At 46.2% G+C, this 17,398-nt stretch carries 16 protein-coding genes; 9 read left to right on the top strand and 7 right to left on the bottom strand.

Features of this window, described 5'->3' with window-relative positions:
* The coding region (locus NDI42_RS09650) for a DUF1206 domain-containing protein (protein WP_190454726.1) at nucleotides 1–446 on the top strand (446 nt) is incomplete at its 5' end.
* Nucleotides 447–649: 203 nt separating this feature from the next.
* Here NDI42_RS09650 and NDI42_RS09645 read toward each other — a convergent pair.
* From NDI42_RS09645 to NDI42_RS09625, 5 genes are all read right to left on the bottom strand, one after another.
* Entirely contained in the window at nucleotides 650–1,408 is a 759-nt protein-coding gene (locus tag NDI42_RS09645) for a hypothetical protein (protein WP_190454723.1), read from the bottom strand.
* A gap of 1,328 nt (nucleotides 1,409–2,736) precedes the next feature.
* On the bottom strand, nucleotides 2,737–2,937 hold the full coding sequence (locus NDI42_RS09640; protein WP_190454720.1) for a hypothetical protein: 201 nt from the start codon (nucleotides 2,935–2,937) through the stop codon (nucleotides 2,737–2,739).
* Nucleotides 2,938–3,148: 211 nt separating this feature from the next.
* A complete protein-coding gene (locus tag NDI42_RS09635; protein WP_190454717.1) occupies nucleotides 3,149–4,246 on the bottom strand; it encodes a sensor histidine kinase in 1,098 nt (365 codons plus the stop codon).
* Nucleotides 4,247–4,248: 2 nt separating this feature from the next.
* Nucleotides 4,249–4,956 carry a response regulator transcription factor gene (locus NDI42_RS09630; protein WP_190423978.1) on the bottom strand — a complete coding sequence of 236 codons (708 nt, stop codon included), beginning with the start codon at nucleotides 4,954–4,956 and terminating at the stop codon, nucleotides 4,249–4,251.
* A 165-nt stretch (nucleotides 4,957–5,121) separates the two neighbouring features.
* Nucleotides 5,122–5,580 carry a hypothetical protein gene (locus tag NDI42_RS09625; RefSeq protein WP_190423980.1) on the bottom strand — a complete coding sequence of 153 codons (459 nt, stop codon included), beginning with the start codon at nucleotides 5,578–5,580 and terminating at the stop codon, nucleotides 5,122–5,124.
* Nucleotides 5,581–5,778: 198 nt separating this feature from the next.
* Between NDI42_RS09625 and NDI42_RS09620 the strand changes: the two genes are divergently transcribed.
* Complete coding sequence (locus tag NDI42_RS09620; protein ID WP_190454714.1) at nucleotides 5,779–6,561, top strand: CPBP family glutamic-type intramembrane protease; 783 nt, start codon at nucleotides 5,779–5,781, stop codon at nucleotides 6,559–6,561.
* Between the two features lie 161 nt (nucleotides 6,562–6,722).
* Here NDI42_RS09620 and NDI42_RS09615 read toward each other — a convergent pair whose 3' ends face one another.
* The gene (locus tag NDI42_RS09615; RefSeq protein WP_190423984.1) at nucleotides 6,723–7,628 is read right to left on the bottom strand and encodes a CoB--CoM heterodisulfide reductase iron-sulfur subunit B family protein; all 906 of its coding nucleotides are present in this window, start codon (nucleotides 7,626–7,628) and stop codon (nucleotides 6,723–6,725) included.
* A gap of 470 nt (nucleotides 7,629–8,098) precedes the next feature.
* Here NDI42_RS09615 and NDI42_RS09610 point away from each other — a divergent pair, with 470 nt between their 5' ends.
* The 6 genes from NDI42_RS09610 to tkt all read left to right on the top strand — a co-directional run bounded on the left by NDI42_RS09610 (nucleotide 8,099) and on the right by tkt (nucleotide 15,004).
* Nucleotides 8,099–8,350, top strand: coding sequence for a hypothetical protein (locus NDI42_RS09610; RefSeq protein ID WP_190454712.1), 252 nt, complete (start codon nucleotides 8,099–8,101; stop codon nucleotides 8,348–8,350).
* 13 nt (nucleotides 8,351–8,363) lie between these two features.
* Entirely contained in the window at nucleotides 8,364–9,290 is a 927-nt protein-coding gene (locus NDI42_RS09605) for an isoaspartyl peptidase/L-asparaginase family protein (protein WP_190454709.1), read from the top strand.
* Between the two features lie 54 nt (nucleotides 9,291–9,344).
* On the top strand, nucleotides 9,345–10,616 hold the full coding sequence (locus NDI42_RS09600; RefSeq protein ID WP_190454706.1) for an ATP-grasp domain-containing protein: 1,272 nt from the start codon (nucleotides 9,345–9,347) through the stop codon (nucleotides 10,614–10,616).
* A gap of 464 nt (nucleotides 10,617–11,080) precedes the next feature.
* Entirely contained in the window at nucleotides 11,081–11,332 is a 252-nt protein-coding gene (acpP, locus tag NDI42_RS09595) for an acyl carrier protein (protein ID WP_190423992.1), read from the top strand.
* A 206-nt stretch (nucleotides 11,333–11,538) separates the two neighbouring features.
* Nucleotides 11,539–12,789, top strand: a complete 1,251-nt coding sequence (gene fabF, locus NDI42_RS09590) for a beta-ketoacyl-ACP synthase II (RefSeq protein ID WP_190454704.1) — start codon at nucleotides 11,539–11,541, stop codon at nucleotides 12,787–12,789.
* A gap of 202 nt (nucleotides 12,790–12,991) precedes the next feature.
* Entirely contained in the window at nucleotides 12,992–15,004 is a 2,013-nt protein-coding gene (gene tkt, locus NDI42_RS09585; protein WP_190454701.1) for a transketolase, read from the top strand.
* Between the two features lie 324 nt (nucleotides 15,005–15,328).
* Here the strand turns inward: tkt and gloA are convergent, their stop codons facing one another.
* Nucleotides 15,329–15,757, bottom strand: a complete 429-nt coding sequence (gloA, locus tag NDI42_RS09580) for a lactoylglutathione lyase (protein WP_190423999.1) — start codon at nucleotides 15,755–15,757, stop codon at nucleotides 15,329–15,331.
* A gap of 330 nt (nucleotides 15,758–16,087) precedes the next feature.
* Here gloA and eno point away from each other — a divergent pair, with 330 nt between their 5' ends.
* Nucleotides 16,088–17,380 carry a phosphopyruvate hydratase gene (eno, locus tag NDI42_RS09575; protein ID WP_190424001.1) on the top strand — a complete coding sequence of 431 codons (1,293 nt, stop codon included), beginning with the start codon at nucleotides 16,088–16,090 and terminating at the stop codon, nucleotides 17,378–17,380.
* Nucleotides 17,381–17,398 lie beyond the last annotated feature (18 nt).

The following is a 17,398-nucleotide window of genomic DNA, read 5'->3' as shown; positions in this document are numbered from 1 at the left end:
TTGTCATGAATAGATGGCTGTTGTGTGGTAACTCTAGCCTCTCATGTCCCTCTACCCTTTTTCACAAATTCCCCGCGGCTATTGGCTTTCACCTACTTCTGTCAGGCAGTCAGGGTGTTTCCTTTTTGTACGAAGCCTACACTGCTAAATTCCGCAAACACTTCAAATTGCTCAACATGAGTAAAGCTCAGATACAATGGGCAACTTGGCTTGGCAGATTTGGTATTTCTGCGCGTGGTGCTGCTTTCGGTCTTATTGGTCTTTTGGTGATTCAAGCTGCACTTCAGGATGACCCAGGCGAAGTTCAAGGACTGGGGGGTTCTCTGCAAGCGCTTGCAGAAGAAGCTCTCGGTCAGTGGATTCTAGGCGCGATCGCTTTCGGTTTCATGGCCTATTCTCTCTATATGTTGATTCAAGCGCGGTATCGTCGCATTGATCCCCCATAAACTAATCTAATAATCTTATTTACTGGGCTGAAAGCTACTTTTTTTAACCCAAGCGCCAAGACAAATTAAATAAGATTGCTATATAGAAATTTTAATTTCTTCGTAAACAATAATTTGTGAATAATTAGTGATTGGAGAAAACCTATTACCGTTGTAAGTTTGGTTTGTGCAAAATAGCCCTACCCACTAAATGGCTCACTCTCTCATTTCAACCTTTTGACTGACTGAGCAATTACTACAGGTTGGTTCTCATATTCTATTTTCAATTCAGGCTGCAAGTTAAAATCAAAATCTCTTTCGATTTCGGCTTTAACAAACTTACGGACTAGACCCGTCACTTCAACAATTTCACCTTTTTTAATCGGATCTCCTGCTATAACGGCACCTGTTACCAGTAACTCTTTACCGCCAATCAATTCTTGGTCATCGAGTAGAAAGGTATTTGAGCTGATAACTTTTTCAACATTGCTAGTTACAGTTACAACCTGACCAAAGTATTTATTTGGTTCTTCTCCGACTTCACCCGGTTCGGGTGTTAGAGTCACATCCGAGGCTATAATTACAGATTCGCCCTCGTATTTTTTAAATAAATTATCCTCTAAATCAAGGCTCAAATTTCTCTCGATATCGGCAAGAATAAATTTAGTAACTTTACCCGTCACTCTGACATGAGAATCTTCAATTAAACGCGCTTTTTTAACACTTACTATCAACACTACTGGGTCGATAAATAGCGTTTCCCCTTCGATTAAGAACGCTTTTGAGCCCATAAGTTCTTCGACTTCGCCATTTACAGTTATAGTTTTGCCTATGAAATCCTTAGCCGATTTGTCAACAACTTTACTTATCGTAGTGGTAGCCTCAGGAGTAGATGAGGGACTACACGCGGCAATAAATACAGCAAAGAGTAATAGAGCGATTGCTTCTTTAGCCTTCCATTTATGCAAACATTTATTTACCATTAAGATTACCACTCTTCAAAATCTCTATACTCTTATCAATCACTCGAAAATAGTCACTATAAAAAGTAATTTTTCTTTCTTCAGTGTGGGGCAGATAAAATTTATGAAGTTTCGGTAATCTAATACTTGAAAGAGAATAAAAACCGATTCATAAAACTAAGGGGAAGCAACTTGCTTCCCCTTAAATTATAAGCCTGTCAGCTTATAGCGTTACTGGGGCTGCTGGGTATACATCTTTAACAACCAGTATGGGCTTGTTCTTCTATTCCACTTCCAGTTTTCTTTGCAATTCCAAATCCCAGGTTAAATCGTGTTCTTTTTTAATGTCAACGACAACGAACGGGCGAAGAAGACCAGTAGCGACAACCTTTGTGTCCTCTTTAATAGGTGTTGTTGTCGCAACCAACTTTATAAAATAACTTTTACTTTATTTTATATGACTTCTAGCTCCGATCAAACTGCCTGAATTTTACTTAATTAGCCCTAACGCGATCGCTCCCTTTACTTTCCACAACCCTTGAGCCAAAACGTTATTTTCTAGATTATTTTGTATCATTTGGGAACGCTTTCAAAACTATAATATTTTAGGCATAATTGATAAATTGCCCTACTGATTAGGTACAGAGAACCCCTTATTTTTAAACTCAATAAAGGTTTCTTTCCACTGTTTTTAAAATGCCCAACTAGGCAATGATAAAATTCCCCGCCACCCAATTAAATCAGGCAACTTATCGTCATGGGATAGGATAAAGACCAATTACTTGTAATTTAAAAGCCAAAGCCGCTGTTTTGCGTCTGCCTAGAGAAAGAGAAGTAGAATACATACTTATTTCTGAAGAAGTGCTCTTTGTGAACTTTCTTTAAAAGCGAGCTTGGTGGAAGCGATGTCCCACCGGAACAGCCCACAATAGGTAGGGTTTGGACTCCATTTTTCCCCTCAACAGCAACCTCTGTAGCATTCACCCTAACTTGCTGCGGCTTAAACCCGTGGAGATGCAGTTGCACACCTGCGTAAGGGAAAGCTTAATCCCCTGTTTTTCTATCTATCAAGTTCTTTTATGGTGGCGACTAAATACCACTGATATCAATATTAAAGGTGTGAAAGTGAAATACTGCTTGAAATACTTTTATATCCAATGTCATGCGATCTAAAAGCATTTCAAGCAGCATTTTTATCAAGCTATACCAAATACTCGTCCTAGATATATGAATCGCCAGACTGATTGACAATTATTTGACAATAGTCTCTTTACAAGAACTCATATAATTCAATTGCTTTTCTCAACTGAGAATAGCATCAAGGAAAATAAAAGCAGTATTACTTTTCCTTATAATTGAGATTTGGATTTCAAAATTTCTATATAAGCAATGGGAAGAACCAGAGGCCAGAAAATAGTTGCTACCACCAAAGTCACAAAACCTGCAAGGCGCTCTTGTGTCTTCCAAGTGCGATCGCGCTTGAAGAAGTCTAACCAGATAGTAAACAAAGTGGTGGCTATCAGCAGATAAATAACTTCTACGCAGATCATAAGTGTCTCCAGAACAACTTCTTTTATAAGGGTTCCCGTAATCTAGATCGGCAATTACTATTTCTTTACAAAACGTTACAATAAATAGTAGTGGCTGATACTTACAGCCTATCAGCCTGGTGTTACAACCATGTGACCAACTTGTGTAGAGAATCTGTGGCGAAAGAAAGTTGTAGGTAGCTGATCCCAATCCGAAATCAAAAATTTATACTCAAGCCAAAGGCAGAAAAAAACGAAACGTGCTGCCCATGCCCAGCTTACTTTCTACCTCAATCTGGCCGCCTTGCAATTCAATCAAGCGCGAGGAGATAGCTAACCCGATGCCAGTTCCTCTAGAATTTTGACGAGACTCGTCAGCCCGCCAAAAACGCTCAAAGACATGGGGCAAATCTTCCGGTGCAATTCCTTTACCCGTATCAACTACAGCAATCCACAGCCGTTGTGATGCACTCCAAACACGGACAGTAATCGAACCAAAACTGGTGTATAGCAGCGCATTTCCCAACAGATTCACCAAAACCTGTTCCACGCGGTCAATATCAGCTAAGACGGGGGGCAGTTGGGGCGGACAGTCTAATTTCAGGGCTACCGGGCCATCTTCTAGCAACTGCTCAGAAAATCTTTCTACCAGAGACTCTAATAAAGGTCGTAAATTAACAGGCTGGAGATTAATCGGCAGATAGCCAGCTTCCGCCTTAGAAAGTTCCTGCAAATCGTTGACTAACCGCTCTAACCTAGTGGTTTCGCGCACCAGCTGCTGGTAAACTTCTGGCGATGGTTCAATTCCGCCGTCAGCCATCTCCTCCAAATAACCGCGAATCACTGTTAGGGGTGTCCGAAGTTCGTGAGTGAGGTCGCTAATAAGTTCCCGTCGCCGCTGTTCCACTCCTTCGAGACTGGATGCCATGCGATTAAAACTTGCAGCCAGCCGATTGAGTTCCCGAATTTCGCTGTTTGGTAGTCGTTCATCCAGATGTCCGGCAGCAAACTTTTGGGTGATTTGTTCCATTTGTTTCAAAGGCTGGACGATCCGCCGCGTTACCAAATAGCTCAATCCACCAGCAGCGGTAGCACCCACAAGAACTGATAATAAGGTGCTGCGACTCCAAGCTGTTTCAAAGCTTCTTACCAGCTGTCTCCGGGCATAGCGTACTTGCACCCCGGAAATTTCGATTTGTTGCAGCTGCACGATAAAAAAGCGCGGGGAAGACAATTTGCTAATCGCCAGTAGGCTACCCACTCCTACCATCATGACTAAGAGGTGGGAAAGAAATAGACGCGATCGCAATCCAACTTTATTCAACGGCATTTTTATCCTATGGCATCTTCAAATTTATAGCCAACACCTACCACCGTCTTAATAAAGCTAGGATTGGCTGGATCTGGCTCAATTTTTTTCCGCAACCGCGCCACATGAGTATCTACAACTCGTTCATCCCCAAAAAAGTCATCCCCCCAAAGTTTCTCTATTAGTTGCGTTCGGTTCCAAACTCTACCGGGATGACTGATAAAAGTAGATAACAAGTTAAATTCCAGAGTCGTCAAATCTAAAATTTCTGATTGTTGAGAATCGATTTGGCGTTTGGCAGTGCGCTGCTCTACATCAACAGTGAAATGTTGGGTATGATAAACCTGATGCTGTCCTCTCTGACGCAAGCTGCGGCGCAATAAGGCCCTTACTCTAGCAACCAATTCTCTAGGACTAAACGGTTTGACCAGATAATCATCAGCACCAGTAGAAAGTCCAATAACGCGGTCAATTTCCTCACCCCTAGCGGTCAGCATCAAAATATAAGGGTCTTTCGCACCAGGTTTCTGTCGGATTCTGGCACACACTTCCAGCCCATCCAAACCAGGTAGCATCAAATCAAGAACTATTAAATCCGGTTGTTGCTCCTGAAAAACTTGTAAAGCTTTCAAACCATCGCGGGAGTGATGGCAAGAAAAACCCTCTCGTTCTAAAGCTGTCTGGATGAGCTTAGCAATTTCCGGTTCATCCTCAACAATCAAAATATCCATTTATAACAATTAAAAATTAGTAAGTAGGTGGGATTAATTATTTGTAGGATGGGTTACGCTATCGCTAACCCATGCAGATGTTGAGTTTCCTACGTCAACCCAACCTACGAACACCTTCAATCTAATCGCATCCGCCTACTTAAATTAAAAATCCATTCTCAATTTTTAATTCTTCGGACGCATCGCTTCTCGACCCAATATCATCATCCCAGCAACACCTAAACAGACAAACCAGACGTATTGATACCAATATTCTCGAATCTGTTCTGCTGCACTAAGTTCCGGGTGCAGGGCATCTAAATAAAGTACCAATAAAACCATAAATAGCGCCCCAAACCCCGAAAAGGTCAAACCGATGAAAATTCTAGCGGGTTTTAGTTCATCATCACTGATGGCATCTAGGTCAATTTCTGCCAACTCGCTGAGAGACTCATCTGCAACTGCTGAAGCTGCTTGCAAATTATTTGCCACAGGCGGCGGCAAAACTGGCATTAAGGTTTTTACGGTTTTGCGTCGCAGCAAACATTCTGTATCCCGCAGCAATGCTAGAGGCTTTGCTTGAGGGTAGTCAAATTCGGCGGCTTTGGGTGTCGATGTAGTGGTGACTTCCGGTTCAAAATCCATAGCTTGCCTACCAGTGCTTGTTTCTAAGATACAGCACCAAACTGGATTAAAGGTATATCCAGCAAATAGCTCTTAAGTTAGCAACAAAGCTTTTTTTGTTCGCCCAGTTAGGTGAACCCTAATGGAGGAAGTGCGATCGCTCTAGCTAATTCTATGGTGAAACTTAGCTGAAATTTGAGAAAACTATAGATGATTAGGATGTCTAGGAAAGCAACCTTAGAGCCAAATAAGTCCGCGAACTTAAAAGTCTTTGGAATACTAACGGCTGGCGGAGTGCTTGGCTCCTTAGCAAGCCTTCCTTATATTTTGAGCTTAATCGAGCCGCCTTCCATACCTATTTGGCAATTCTTGCTATTAGTCACAATACAAGCTTCGGTGCAAACAGCTTTCGTCACCGGGCTGGGGCTTTGGTTAGGGGGTAAAGTTGGACTAGGCGCACCCGTGCTTAAAGCCTGGTTAGCAGGCGACCCGCAAGCGTCTCATCGGTTTCGGGCATCCCTACCCATATCTGTTGGTGCAGGTGTGATTGTAGCAGGGATTATGTTGCTGCTAGAGATTTTTGTGTTTGTCCCCTTTTTACCTGATGCCTTACGCAAAGTACCGCTTCCCTCACTGTGGCAAGGTTTTTTGGCTTCCTTCTACGGTGGGATTACCGAGGAATTGCTGTTGCGCTTGGGTTTGATGACGTTACTGGTTTGGTTGGGAACAAAGCTCACCCGTCAGCAACATCCTAAGTCAAGTGTAATGTGGAGCGCGATCGCTCTAACTGCCTTAATTTTTGGGGCGGGTCACTTACCAATAACCGCTCGTCTAGTTCCCCTAACTCCCTTTGTGGTCACACGGGCCCTATTGCTCAACGGTATCCCAGGATTGCTTTTTGGCTGGCTCTATTGGAGAAAGGGACTTTTAGCCGCAATGGTAGCGCACTTCTGGAGTGACATCGTTCTGCACGTTATTGGAGCAGCTTTATTCTTGGCGTGAAAAAGTTATTCACTTACCCAACAAGTGCTTATACACCGGCTTGCAGTCGGATGAAGTACAGGCTATCTGGAGAGATGCCCGACTTCTTAGAGAAGTCGGGCATCTGTGTCCCTCACTCAGGGTTTGACGACCTGCTTCATTAAATGTGGAACAGCTTCAAACTAAAAGCCTAATTTTTCCAACACTGGACGAGTTGAGACAATGTGCCGATCCAAACCGAGTTGTTGCGGACTAATCCCCAATGCGAGGCAGATAAGCTGAGGTAGATGTAGCACTGGCAAACCCAAAGTCTTGCCGATCACCTTTTCAACTTCCGGTTGACGAGAATCTAAATTCAGGTGACACAATGGGCAAGGCGTTACCATACAATCAGCACCAGCGTCAAGTGCTTCTTGGATGTGTGAACCAGCCATCTTAAAAGATTGCGTCGTCGCATAGCTAGAAAGAGGCCAGCCGCAGCATTGGGTGCGTCCTCGGTAATAAATTGGTGTCGCCCCCAGCGTCCGGAACACATTCTCCATTGATTCTGGTTCCAATGGGTCGTCGTAGGGTATATGAGTTTGGGCGCGTAGCAAATAGCAACCATAAAATGCTGCACACTTCAACCCAGCAAGCTTGCGGCTAACCCGGTTTTGCAGTTCTTCTAGTCCGTAATCTGCTACTAACGCCCATAGTAGGTGTTTAACTTCGGTACTACCACGATAAGGCGAACAGCCTTCTTTTTTCAATAAGCCATTAACCTGCTCAAAGTAGTTTGGGTTGGTTTGTTGGGATTCCTTCAAACGCTCATCCACATGCCCAATCACCCCTTGACAAGTGCTGCAATGTGTGAGTAACGGCAGATTCAGTTGCTCGGCTAGAGCAATATTGCGGGCGTTAACGGTATCTTCTAGCAGTTGGGAATCTTCTTTGAAGGTGCCAGAACCGCAACAGGAGGCTTTTTTCAGTTCAATGAGTTCAATGCCCAGTGCTTGGGTGAGGGCTGCTGTAGACTGGTAAAGTTCCCGGCAAGCTCCTTGGGCAACGCAGCCGGGGAAGTAAGCATATCTGAGAGTTTGGGATGGCATAGCCTTGGGTGAAGAAAACACGCGATCGCATGAGCGTAGCGTGTGGGAAACAAGCTTATATCTCTATCATCGCTCTTGAACGGGGAATTATTAGGTCACGTTGCGAAGATAAACATAAAACCTTCTCGATGTGAGTTGGGCGTTTGCCGGTATACAGATGGGCTGGTATTGAATCTCATTGTGAGGATAGATACAGCTACTTTTTGATTGGGATGAGGCTGCCTTGAAATAACCGGACAGTCTATCGCTCGCGCTTGCAGAATTTTAAAAAATAATGTATCGAAAAATACAGATTGACGTAATGTAGAACTCCGTCTGTAGAGAAAGCGAGTCGCCTCCTGCGGTAGAAGCTTTATAAAACAACGCCATCTATTCTGTTAAGAAGCGACTGCCCCGTAAACATTCCCAGCCATCAGCAAAAAACGACAAGGATGTAACGCAAGCTTGTCAATCAACAAGTTGTCGCCATCTTGGGAGTTTCTTGCAATATCAGGCGCGAAACTGTTCTGCAATTTGCTAAACAGGGCGTCAACTTGGTAGTGGCTGCTTGTAGTCAGGTAGGGTTAAACCTTCGTGTAGACAAGATTCCTCGCATGGGCAGTAACGCGGTTCCAGTCGTTGCTGATGCAACTGTTTTTGAACAAGTCAAGGCAGTTAAAGCAGTTGAAACTTCTAGCGAGGATCAGTCAACGCCAAACGTGCTGTATTCAAATTCAATTTAATTGGTGGAGGAATATGACAATAGCGATCATCGTGCATGGTGGAGCAAAAACCATTTCAGAAGATAAGACAACAGCGAATACAAAAGGTTGTTTAGCTGCTGTCGAGGCAGGTTGGGCTGTGCTTGAACAAGGCGGTGATGCCAAAGACGCAGTTGAGGCTGCCATCCGAGTCCTGGAGAGCGATGCAACCTTCAACGCCAGCCTGGGTGCCACCCTCGATCTTGAAGGTGAAGTGTACCTGGATGCTGCGATGATGGAAAGTGACAAATTGCGGTGGGGAGGTGTGGCAGCAGTACAGCGAATCTCTCATCCAATTTCAGTGGCAAGGAAAATTTTAGAGGAAAAGCCCTCGCTGCTTGTAGCAGAAGGTGCAGAACGTTTTGCTGCTAAGCATGGATGCGAGATGTGCGAGCCTACCGATTTGATTAGTGATGAACAGGAGGAGGAGTGGGAGCAGCAGAACACGCCGCATGATCGCCCTGCTACTGTCGGCTGTGTGGCGCTGGATATCAATGGTAACTTGGTTGCCGGAACCTCAACGGGAGGTCTTGAGAACCAACTACCAGGTCGTGTAGGCGATACCGCACTGGTGGGAGCTGGCTTGTACGCGAATACTCAGGGTGCTTGCTCAACTACAGGCGATGGCGAGTCTATAATCCCGGTGGGGTTGGCTAGGACTGCTGTCGATCTATTGGCGGGTAATTCCCCTAGCTCGAATGGCTCCGCTTCACGTCATCCAGAGGAAGCAGCTCAGACGGCAATCGATAAGCTCAAGCAGCAGGTTTCTGGAGAAGCCGGATGTATTGTTTTAGATCCTCACGGACAAATCGGTTGGGCGTATAATTCCCAAGACATGGCAGTTGCCTATAGAAGCTCAGAAATGGATCGGGCAGCAGTATTTACAAAGAAGGAAGACGAGCGTTTCGCTAAAAGCGCATAATTGCTTTGACTGCTTCTAGTAAGTAACGGTTTTGAGACCTCCAGGCATCTCCCTATGAACCCTCAATACAACTTCCAGTATTTCCAAGGAAGTTCTTTTTCTGAGCTGTTTGCCCAAGACATAACAGATGCGGGGTATACGTTTATCTTGAATTACCCCGCGACTGCTAGTTGGGCAACTTATCCCAACACGAAAAAATACTTCCTTCAAGACGGTAGTGATGAAGCCACCAAAACTGGCTATGACAAGATTGGTGAGAAGGAACCTTGGAAAAACCTGGCGGTTCTGGGGGATACCATTCCCGGTATTATTCTTAGTCCCCCGCCAGACCTGTTAATTGACTACTGGCGAGAGTGTTTTGGTTTTGGCTACAACAATTTGGAACTGTTGGATCGGCAGGTTTATTTAGATGAACTCAATCAGAGCGATCGCTTCGAGCGAGTTATTACCTTATTCCCTTTCGATGGTTTACTTCCCCAGAAGCACGCTGTCGATCCAGATACTCACTACCGTCTCCTGAGCAAAGTGACGCTAGCCGATCTTGGGGTGCCCTGTCCAAAGTATCAGAGCTACAATCTGCACGCCTGCAATGTTGATGAGATTAAGTTACCAGAGCAATTCCCCTACTTGATCAAAACATCTCACGGACTCTCAGGCGAAGGTACTTATATTATCAAAAGCTCCAGCCACCTGAACTACTCTTTGGAAGAAATCAGGAAATATCTGGGTATCAAGCTGGTGGATACCATCATCGTCTCGGAGTTCGTCAAAAATGAAGTGCAAAACTACTGCGTGCAGTTTTACGTCAATAAGGTAGGAGACATCACCCTGATCGGTGTTACTCAGCAACTCGTCACCCCTGACGGTAAATATCTAGGGGGGCTGATTCACTACCGTACTGACATGAGCAAGTTCTATGAGATGATTGCTGCTGTCGGTCAGTATGCTAACCAGCAGGGATATTTCGGCGTTATTGGGTTCGACGTGTTGGAAAATAAAGACGGTGAACTTTACGCGATCGATGCCAATTTTCGAGTTAATGGCTCAACGCCTCTGTGCTTGCAGCGTCATAGGCTGCTGGAACTAGGGAAGCAAGTCGCTACATATTCGAGTGACTACCGTATGGATGGAACCTTGGAGTCGATTCTAGTCAACCTAAAGCCAGAACTAGAGCGCCACGACTTCACGATCCTGTCAGCTCTGGAGAAGGTTAAATATGGCAAAATCTACACAGAAATTTACGGAATCGTCGCTGGAGAAACCCTTGAGGAGATGCAGAGCATTGAGCAGAGCCTGTATGATAAGGGGTTGCAGTTAGTTAGCTAAATAAGCCTTGGCTCAATATATCGCAGCCCTTGAAGGAGTTGCAATATATCTCTTCGTTTGTAGTGTCTCGTCACGAGGGCGACAAACATCTCCCTTGGTTGTAATGATAAAAATAAAAATTTTTCCCGATCTTCCCCACTGGGGAGGGAGTGAGCAGGCTGGGGGTTAAGTCTTGTATTTGAGTCCACAGACAACTGTTGTAGATTTCAGGATTGTTATTAATATTATTAAAATTTTATTCTGATCTCAGTGAGCTGAAAAGCTTTGTGGGCAGAGTTTTCAGATTGTTATGGTAACTCAATTTGGCTGTTCCCCAGTGTGCTGCTCCCCGACTCCAACTAAGTGCCACTTGGATAAGCGACTATCTATCGCTTTTGTTGTCCCTCTTTCAGATAAGATGAAAAAATGCTTAAAAACCGTATCACCCTATATAGCAAGTTCTGGAGACTGGGTAGAGGATTAATATGAGCCAAGAGGAAATTTTTGCAAGAGTCAAGAAGATTGTGGCGGAACAACTAGAGGTTGAACCCGATCAAGTAGTGCCGCAAGCGAACTTTGCTAACGATCTGGGAGCGGATTCCCTGGATACGGTTGAACTCGTCATGGCCCTAGAAGAAGAGTTTGATATCGAAATTCCAGACGAAGCAGCTGAACAGATTGCCACTGTTCAAGCCGTTGTGGACTACATCAACAACAAAGTCACGGCTTCGGCATAAATTCTAGTGTGCTGAGTGCTGTAGGGGCGGGTAAGACGAAAATTTCTTCTAACATTGGATTAACACAATGTGTACGCACTCGCCCCGACGCGAGGGCGATAGTTGAAAATAGTAAGTGATACTGAAGTTCTCAGTATTCTTAGCTCAGTCAGTTCTGTATAGTGTTTCCGCGTTCTGGGTGTAAAAACCCTTTTAGTATTGGCATCATGACAAATTTTGAATGCAAGCGGGTTGTTGTAACAGGTCTCGGCGCGATTACACCGATTGGCAACAATTTGGCTGATTATTGGGCAGGGTTGTTGAGCGGTCGCAATGGAATAGCCCCGATAACCTTGTTCGATCCATCCAAGCACGATTGTCGCTTTGCTGGGGAGGTAAAAGGATTCGACCCCCACGAGTACCTGGATCGTAAGGAAGCTAAGCGGATGGATCGATTTGCCCAGTTTGCGGTTAGTGCCAGCAAACAAGCGATCGCAGACGCTAAATTTGTCATCAACGATCTGAATGCAGAACAAGTGGGCATCATCATTGGTACGGGCATTGGCGGTATCAAGGTACTCGAAGACCAGCAAGAAGTCTACCTGAATCGCGGCCCGGATCGGTGTAGTGCGTTTATGATTCCCATGATGATCGCCAACATGGCAGCTGGGTTAACAGCAATTCACACGGGCGCCAAAGGGCCAAACAACTGCACGGTGACAGCTTGTGCCGCAGGTTCTAATGCGGTAGGAGATGCTTTTCGCTTGATTCAGCGAGGATATGCTCAGGCGATGATCTGCGGTGGGACAGAAGCGGCGGTAACGCCTTTGTCGTTTGCTGGATTTTGTGCGTTGCGGGCGCTTTCAACGCGCAATGATGACCCGCAAACAGCTTCTCGTCCGTTCGATCGCGATCGCGATGGCTTCGTCATGGGCGAAGGCTCTGGCATTCTAATTCTAGAAGAATTAGAACACGCCCTCAGTCGGGGAGCCAGAATTTATGCCGAAGTTGTCGGTTACGGCATGACTTGCGATGCCTATCACATGACAGCACCAGTTCCCGGTGGCGAAGGTGCCTTCAGAGCTATGCAAATGGCTTTAAAGGATGCCTCCTTAACTCCCGATCTGGTAAGCTACATCAACGCCCACGGCACCAGTACCCAGGCGAATGATGTCACGGAAACAGCCGCGATTAAAAAAGCTTTGGGCGACAGTGCCTACAAAGTAGCAATTAGCTCCACCAAGTCCATGACTGGTCATCTTTTAGGCGGAAGCGGTGGTATTGAAGCGGTCGCTACGGTGATGGCAATTGCCAATGACCAAATTCCACCCACAATCAACTTAGAAAATCCCGATGAGGGGTGCGATCTGGATTATGTCCCCCACACAAGTCGCTCTTCAAAAGTAGACGTAGCACTTTCAAATTCTTTCGGATTTGGCGGTCACAACGTAACCTTAGCATTTAAAAAGTACGTCTAGAGGCGATAAAAATATAAATAGGTCAGGTGAAGACTCAAACGTTTTAGTCTTCATCTTTCATAATTTCGTCTTTTCCACAGCTTGCCCATAAGTCCTGCTAATGGGATGATAATCGGGTAATGGGTGCTTAGGGCGATCCCAGAGCATTCAATTTCCAGCTCATCCAAAAAGCGTGCTAACCCGTCGTTAAGTAGAATAAATCATGGTTGTTGCAACCCAATCACTCGAAGAACTTTGTATTAATTCCATCCGCTTTCTGGCGATTGATGCCGTAGAGAAGGCAAAATCAGGCCATCCAGGGCTACCAATGGGCGCTGCACCGATGGCATTTGTGCTTTGGGATCGCTTTATGCGGTGTAACCCGAAAAACCCCAAGTGGTTTAACCGCGATCGCTTTGTCCTCTCCGCTGGACATGGCTCAATGTTACAGTATGCCCTGCTGTATCTAGCTGGCTACGACAGCGTGACGCTGGAAGACATCAAGGAGTTCCGTCAGTGGGAATCAAGAACCCCAGGACACCCGGAAAACTTCATGACACCTGGAGTGGAAGTCACGACGGGGCCATTAGGACAAGGTATTTCTAACGCTGTAGGCTTAGCGATCGCTGAAGCTCACCTAGCAGCTAAGTTTAACAAGCCCGATAGCACCATCGTAGACCACTATACCTATGTAATTTTAGGTGATGGTTGCAACATGGAAGGTGTTTCCGGCGAAGCTTGTTCCTTGGCGGGACACTTGGGTTTGGGTAAACTCATTGCTCTGTACGACGACAACCACATTTCCATCGATGGCTCCACTGACCTAGCTTTCACCGAAGATGTCGGTAAGCGCTTTGAAGCTTACGGTTGGCACGTTCTGACTGTAGAAGACGGCAATACCGACCTAGAGGCAATTCACAAAGCAATTGAAGCAGCAAAAGCTGTCACAGATAAGCCCTCAATGATCAAAGTCCGCACCACCATTGGTTACGGCTCCCCCAATAAAGCCAATACCGCAGGTGTCCACGGTTCCGCATTGGGTGGCTCAGAAGTAACTGCAACCCGTGAAAAACTCGGTTGGGAATACGAGCCTTTTCAGGTTCCAGAAGATGCCCTCAACCATTGGCGCAAAGCCGTTGAACGCGGTGCTAAGTACGAGGAAGAGTGGAATAAGAACTTCGCCGATTACAAAGCCAAGTATGGTGCCGAAGCAGCCCAACTAGAACAAATGCTCAGCGGCAAACTGGCAGAAGGTTGGGAGAAGGTACTACCTACCTACACCCCAGAAGATAAGGCAGATTCCACCCGCAATCAGTCTGGTAAGTGCCTCAACGCCTTGGCTGATGTTGTCCCCGGATTACTTGGCGGTTCTGCTGACTTAGCTCACTCCTGCATGACCTTGCTCAAGTCTTCCGGCGACTTCCAGCCCGGTCATTACGAAAATCGCAACATCCGCTTTGGTGTCCGCGAACACGGCATGGGAGCGATTTGTAACGGCATTGCGCTACATGGTTCCGGATTAATCCCTTACGGTGCCACCTTCTTAGTTTTTGCTGACTATATGCGGGCGGCGATTCGTATTTCAGCATTGTCCCACGCAGGTGCTATCTGGGTGATGACCCACGACTCCATCCAGCTAGGTGAAGATGGCCCCACCCACCAACCAGTTGAAACCATCGCATCTCTGCGGGCAATTCCCCAGCTAACAGTGATTCGTCCCGCTGATGGTAACGAAACCTCTGGTTCTTATAAGGTAGCGATTGAAGCTGCTAACCAAAATCGCCCGACGTTGCTGGCGCTGTCTCGTCTAGCACAGCCCAACTTGCCTGGCACTTCTATTGAAGGCGTGGCTAAGGGTGCTTACACCCTCTCTGACAGCGATGGTACTCCTGACATCATCCTGATGGGTACAGGTAGCGAACTTCAACTCTGCGCTGGTGCAGCCGACAAGCTGCGCGGTGAAGGCAAGAAAGTCCGCGTCGTCTCCATACCTAGCTGGGAACTGTTCGACGCGCAGGATGCGGCTTACCGCGAGTCTGTGTTACCTAAAGGTGTCACTAAGCGCTTAGCTGTGGAAGCAGCTTCTAGCTTCGGCTGGTGCCGTTACATTGGCAGTGAAGGCGCGATGATCAGCGTTGACCGTTTTGGCGTTTCCGCCCCCGGCCCCGTGGCTCTAGAGAAGTTTGGCTTCACTGTTGACAACGTAGTTGCCAAGGCTAAAGAATTGCTCGGTTAATAACAACTCAATAATCTCTTGAGGGGTGGGCATTTTGACCGCCCCTTTTTTATTGGCAAAAATACAGATATCCTTCGCCAACAAGCGGGCGGGGTAACAACCTCGCCAGTATTGAGGTTTTTGTTTACAACTTGTTCTTTTTATGACAACTTGTACTCTTAATGTCTCAGTATAATTGCTGTCTAGTTCAGCTCGGCTAATTTCTAGAAAAGATGAACATCGCTAACAAAAAAAGTATTGGGTAGGATGCAAAAAAAGCCCGGATGGTGCGCGGGCTTTGTCTGTATAGCCCCACTCTATAAGGGCGCGAGCGACATCGCAAATCTAGCGACTTGCTGCTTCAGCCGCTTCCTGCTTTTGGGCACCCTGAGTCCCCAGTTGAATCAACTCCACCTTGTATCCATTCGGGTCTTCCACAAACGCTATCACCGTCGAACCGTGCTTCATGGGCCCTGGTTCCCGCGAGACTTTGCCGCCACGCGCCTTTATTTCATTACAGGTGGCGTAAATATCATCAACACCAATAGCAATGTGACCGTAGGCATCTCCCAAATCGTACTGTTCTTTGCCCCAGTTGTAGGTTAGTTCTAACACCGTGTGGTCAGACTCATCGCCATAACCCACAAAAGCCAGGGTAAATTCGCCGCCAGGATAATCTTTTTGGCGCAGCAACTTCATGTCCAGCAGTTCGCAGTAAAATTTCAAAGACTCTTCTAAGTTGCCGACTCTCAGCATGGTGTGTAGCATTCGCATCGTTTTAATCCCAAATTCCTTCTTAATATGACGCTTGAGTGTCCGTTCAGGACGTATTCTAACAATCGGGCTACAAAACCTGATCCAGTTCAGTGAGACTACTAGATGTCAACAAATTTGTAACGTAAATCCCCCCAACCCCCGAATTTATGGGGGCTTTGAGGATACCCCGATAAATTCGGGGGCTTTGAAAATACCTCCCTTGAAGAAGGGGACTAGGGGGAGCAAATGTGTGACAACGAAATATCTGAACTGTATTGGGCTAAAAGCCGATTGAAGGCCTGCATAAATGTGAGCCACTTGCAATCTTGCTATTAAGGGTGAAACAAAATGATGAACACGCCAGATACAGCCATTGACGCTATTGTGGCTCGTGAAATTCTCGACTCTCGCGGTCGTCCGACAGTGGAAGCAGAAGTTTATCTGATCAACGGTGCGGTGGGGCTGGCTCAGGTTCCCAGTGGAGCATCTACAGGGACTTTTGAGGCACACGAACTGCGGGATGATGATAAAAGCCGCTACGGTGGGAAAGGTGTCCTCACGGCGGTGAAGAATGTTGAGGAGAAAATCGCGCCTGAATTAATGGAGTTGGACGCGCTGGATCAGGTGTTGATTGATACCACGATGATTCAAATCGATGGCTCGGAAAATAAATCGAACCTGGGCGCAAATGCTATTCTTGCCGTCTCGCTGGCAAATGCTAAAGCTGCTGCTGCGACTCTAGAATTGCCTCTTTATCGCTATTTGGGGGGGCCGTTGTCGAATGTGTTGCCAGTACCGTTGATGAATGTGATTAACGGTGGTGCTCACGCTGATAATAATGTGGATTTCCAAGAGTTCATGATTGTGCCTATTGGGGCAACTTCTTTCCGAGAAGCACTGCGTTGGGGTGCTGAAGTGTTTGCGGCTTTAGCTAAGGTGTTGAAGGATAAGAATTTGCTAACAGGCGTAGGGGATGAAGGCGGTTTTGCGCCAAATTTAGAGTCGAATCAAGCGGCTTTAGAATTGTTAGTGGCGGCGATAGAGAAGGCTGGTTATAAGCCAGGAGAACAAGTTGCTTTGGCTCTGGATGTTGCCGCTAGCGAGTTCTACAAAGATGGTCAGTATGTTTACGATGGAGCATCCCATTCGCCTGCTGATTTTATTGAGTATATGGCGAAGTTAGCCGGGCAATATCCGATTATTTCCATTGAGGATGGTTTGCACGAGGAAGACTGGGAAAGTTGGAAACTTTTGACGCAGAAAGTGGGCGCATCTGTGCAACTTGTTGGTGACGATTTATTTGTTACCAACCCGATTCGATTACAAAAAGGAATTGAACAGGCAGCTGCTAATTCAATCCTGATTAAACTTAATCAAATTGGTTCTCTAACGGAAACTTTGGCAACTATCGACCTAGCTACCCGGAATGGTTTCCGGTCGATTATCAGCCATCGTTCCGGCGAAACTGAAGACACGACAATTGCCGATTTAGCCGTAGCAACTCGCGCAGGTCAAATCAAAACTGGTTCTCTGTGCCGCAGCGAACGGGTAGCGAAATATAACCGCTTGCTGCGAATTGAAGATGAATTGGGCGATCGCGCAACTTATGCCGCTACTGTAGGTATGGGGCCAACAATTTAGCCATCCCCGCAGTTTTCG

The sequence above is a fragment of the Funiculus sociatus GB2-C1 genome (assembly GCF_039962115.1).
GTDB classification, from domain to species: Bacteria; Cyanobacteriota; Cyanobacteriia; order Cyanobacteriales; family FACHB-T130; genus Funiculus; species Funiculus sociatus.
This window is presented reverse-complemented; position numbering and strand designations above follow the sequence as displayed.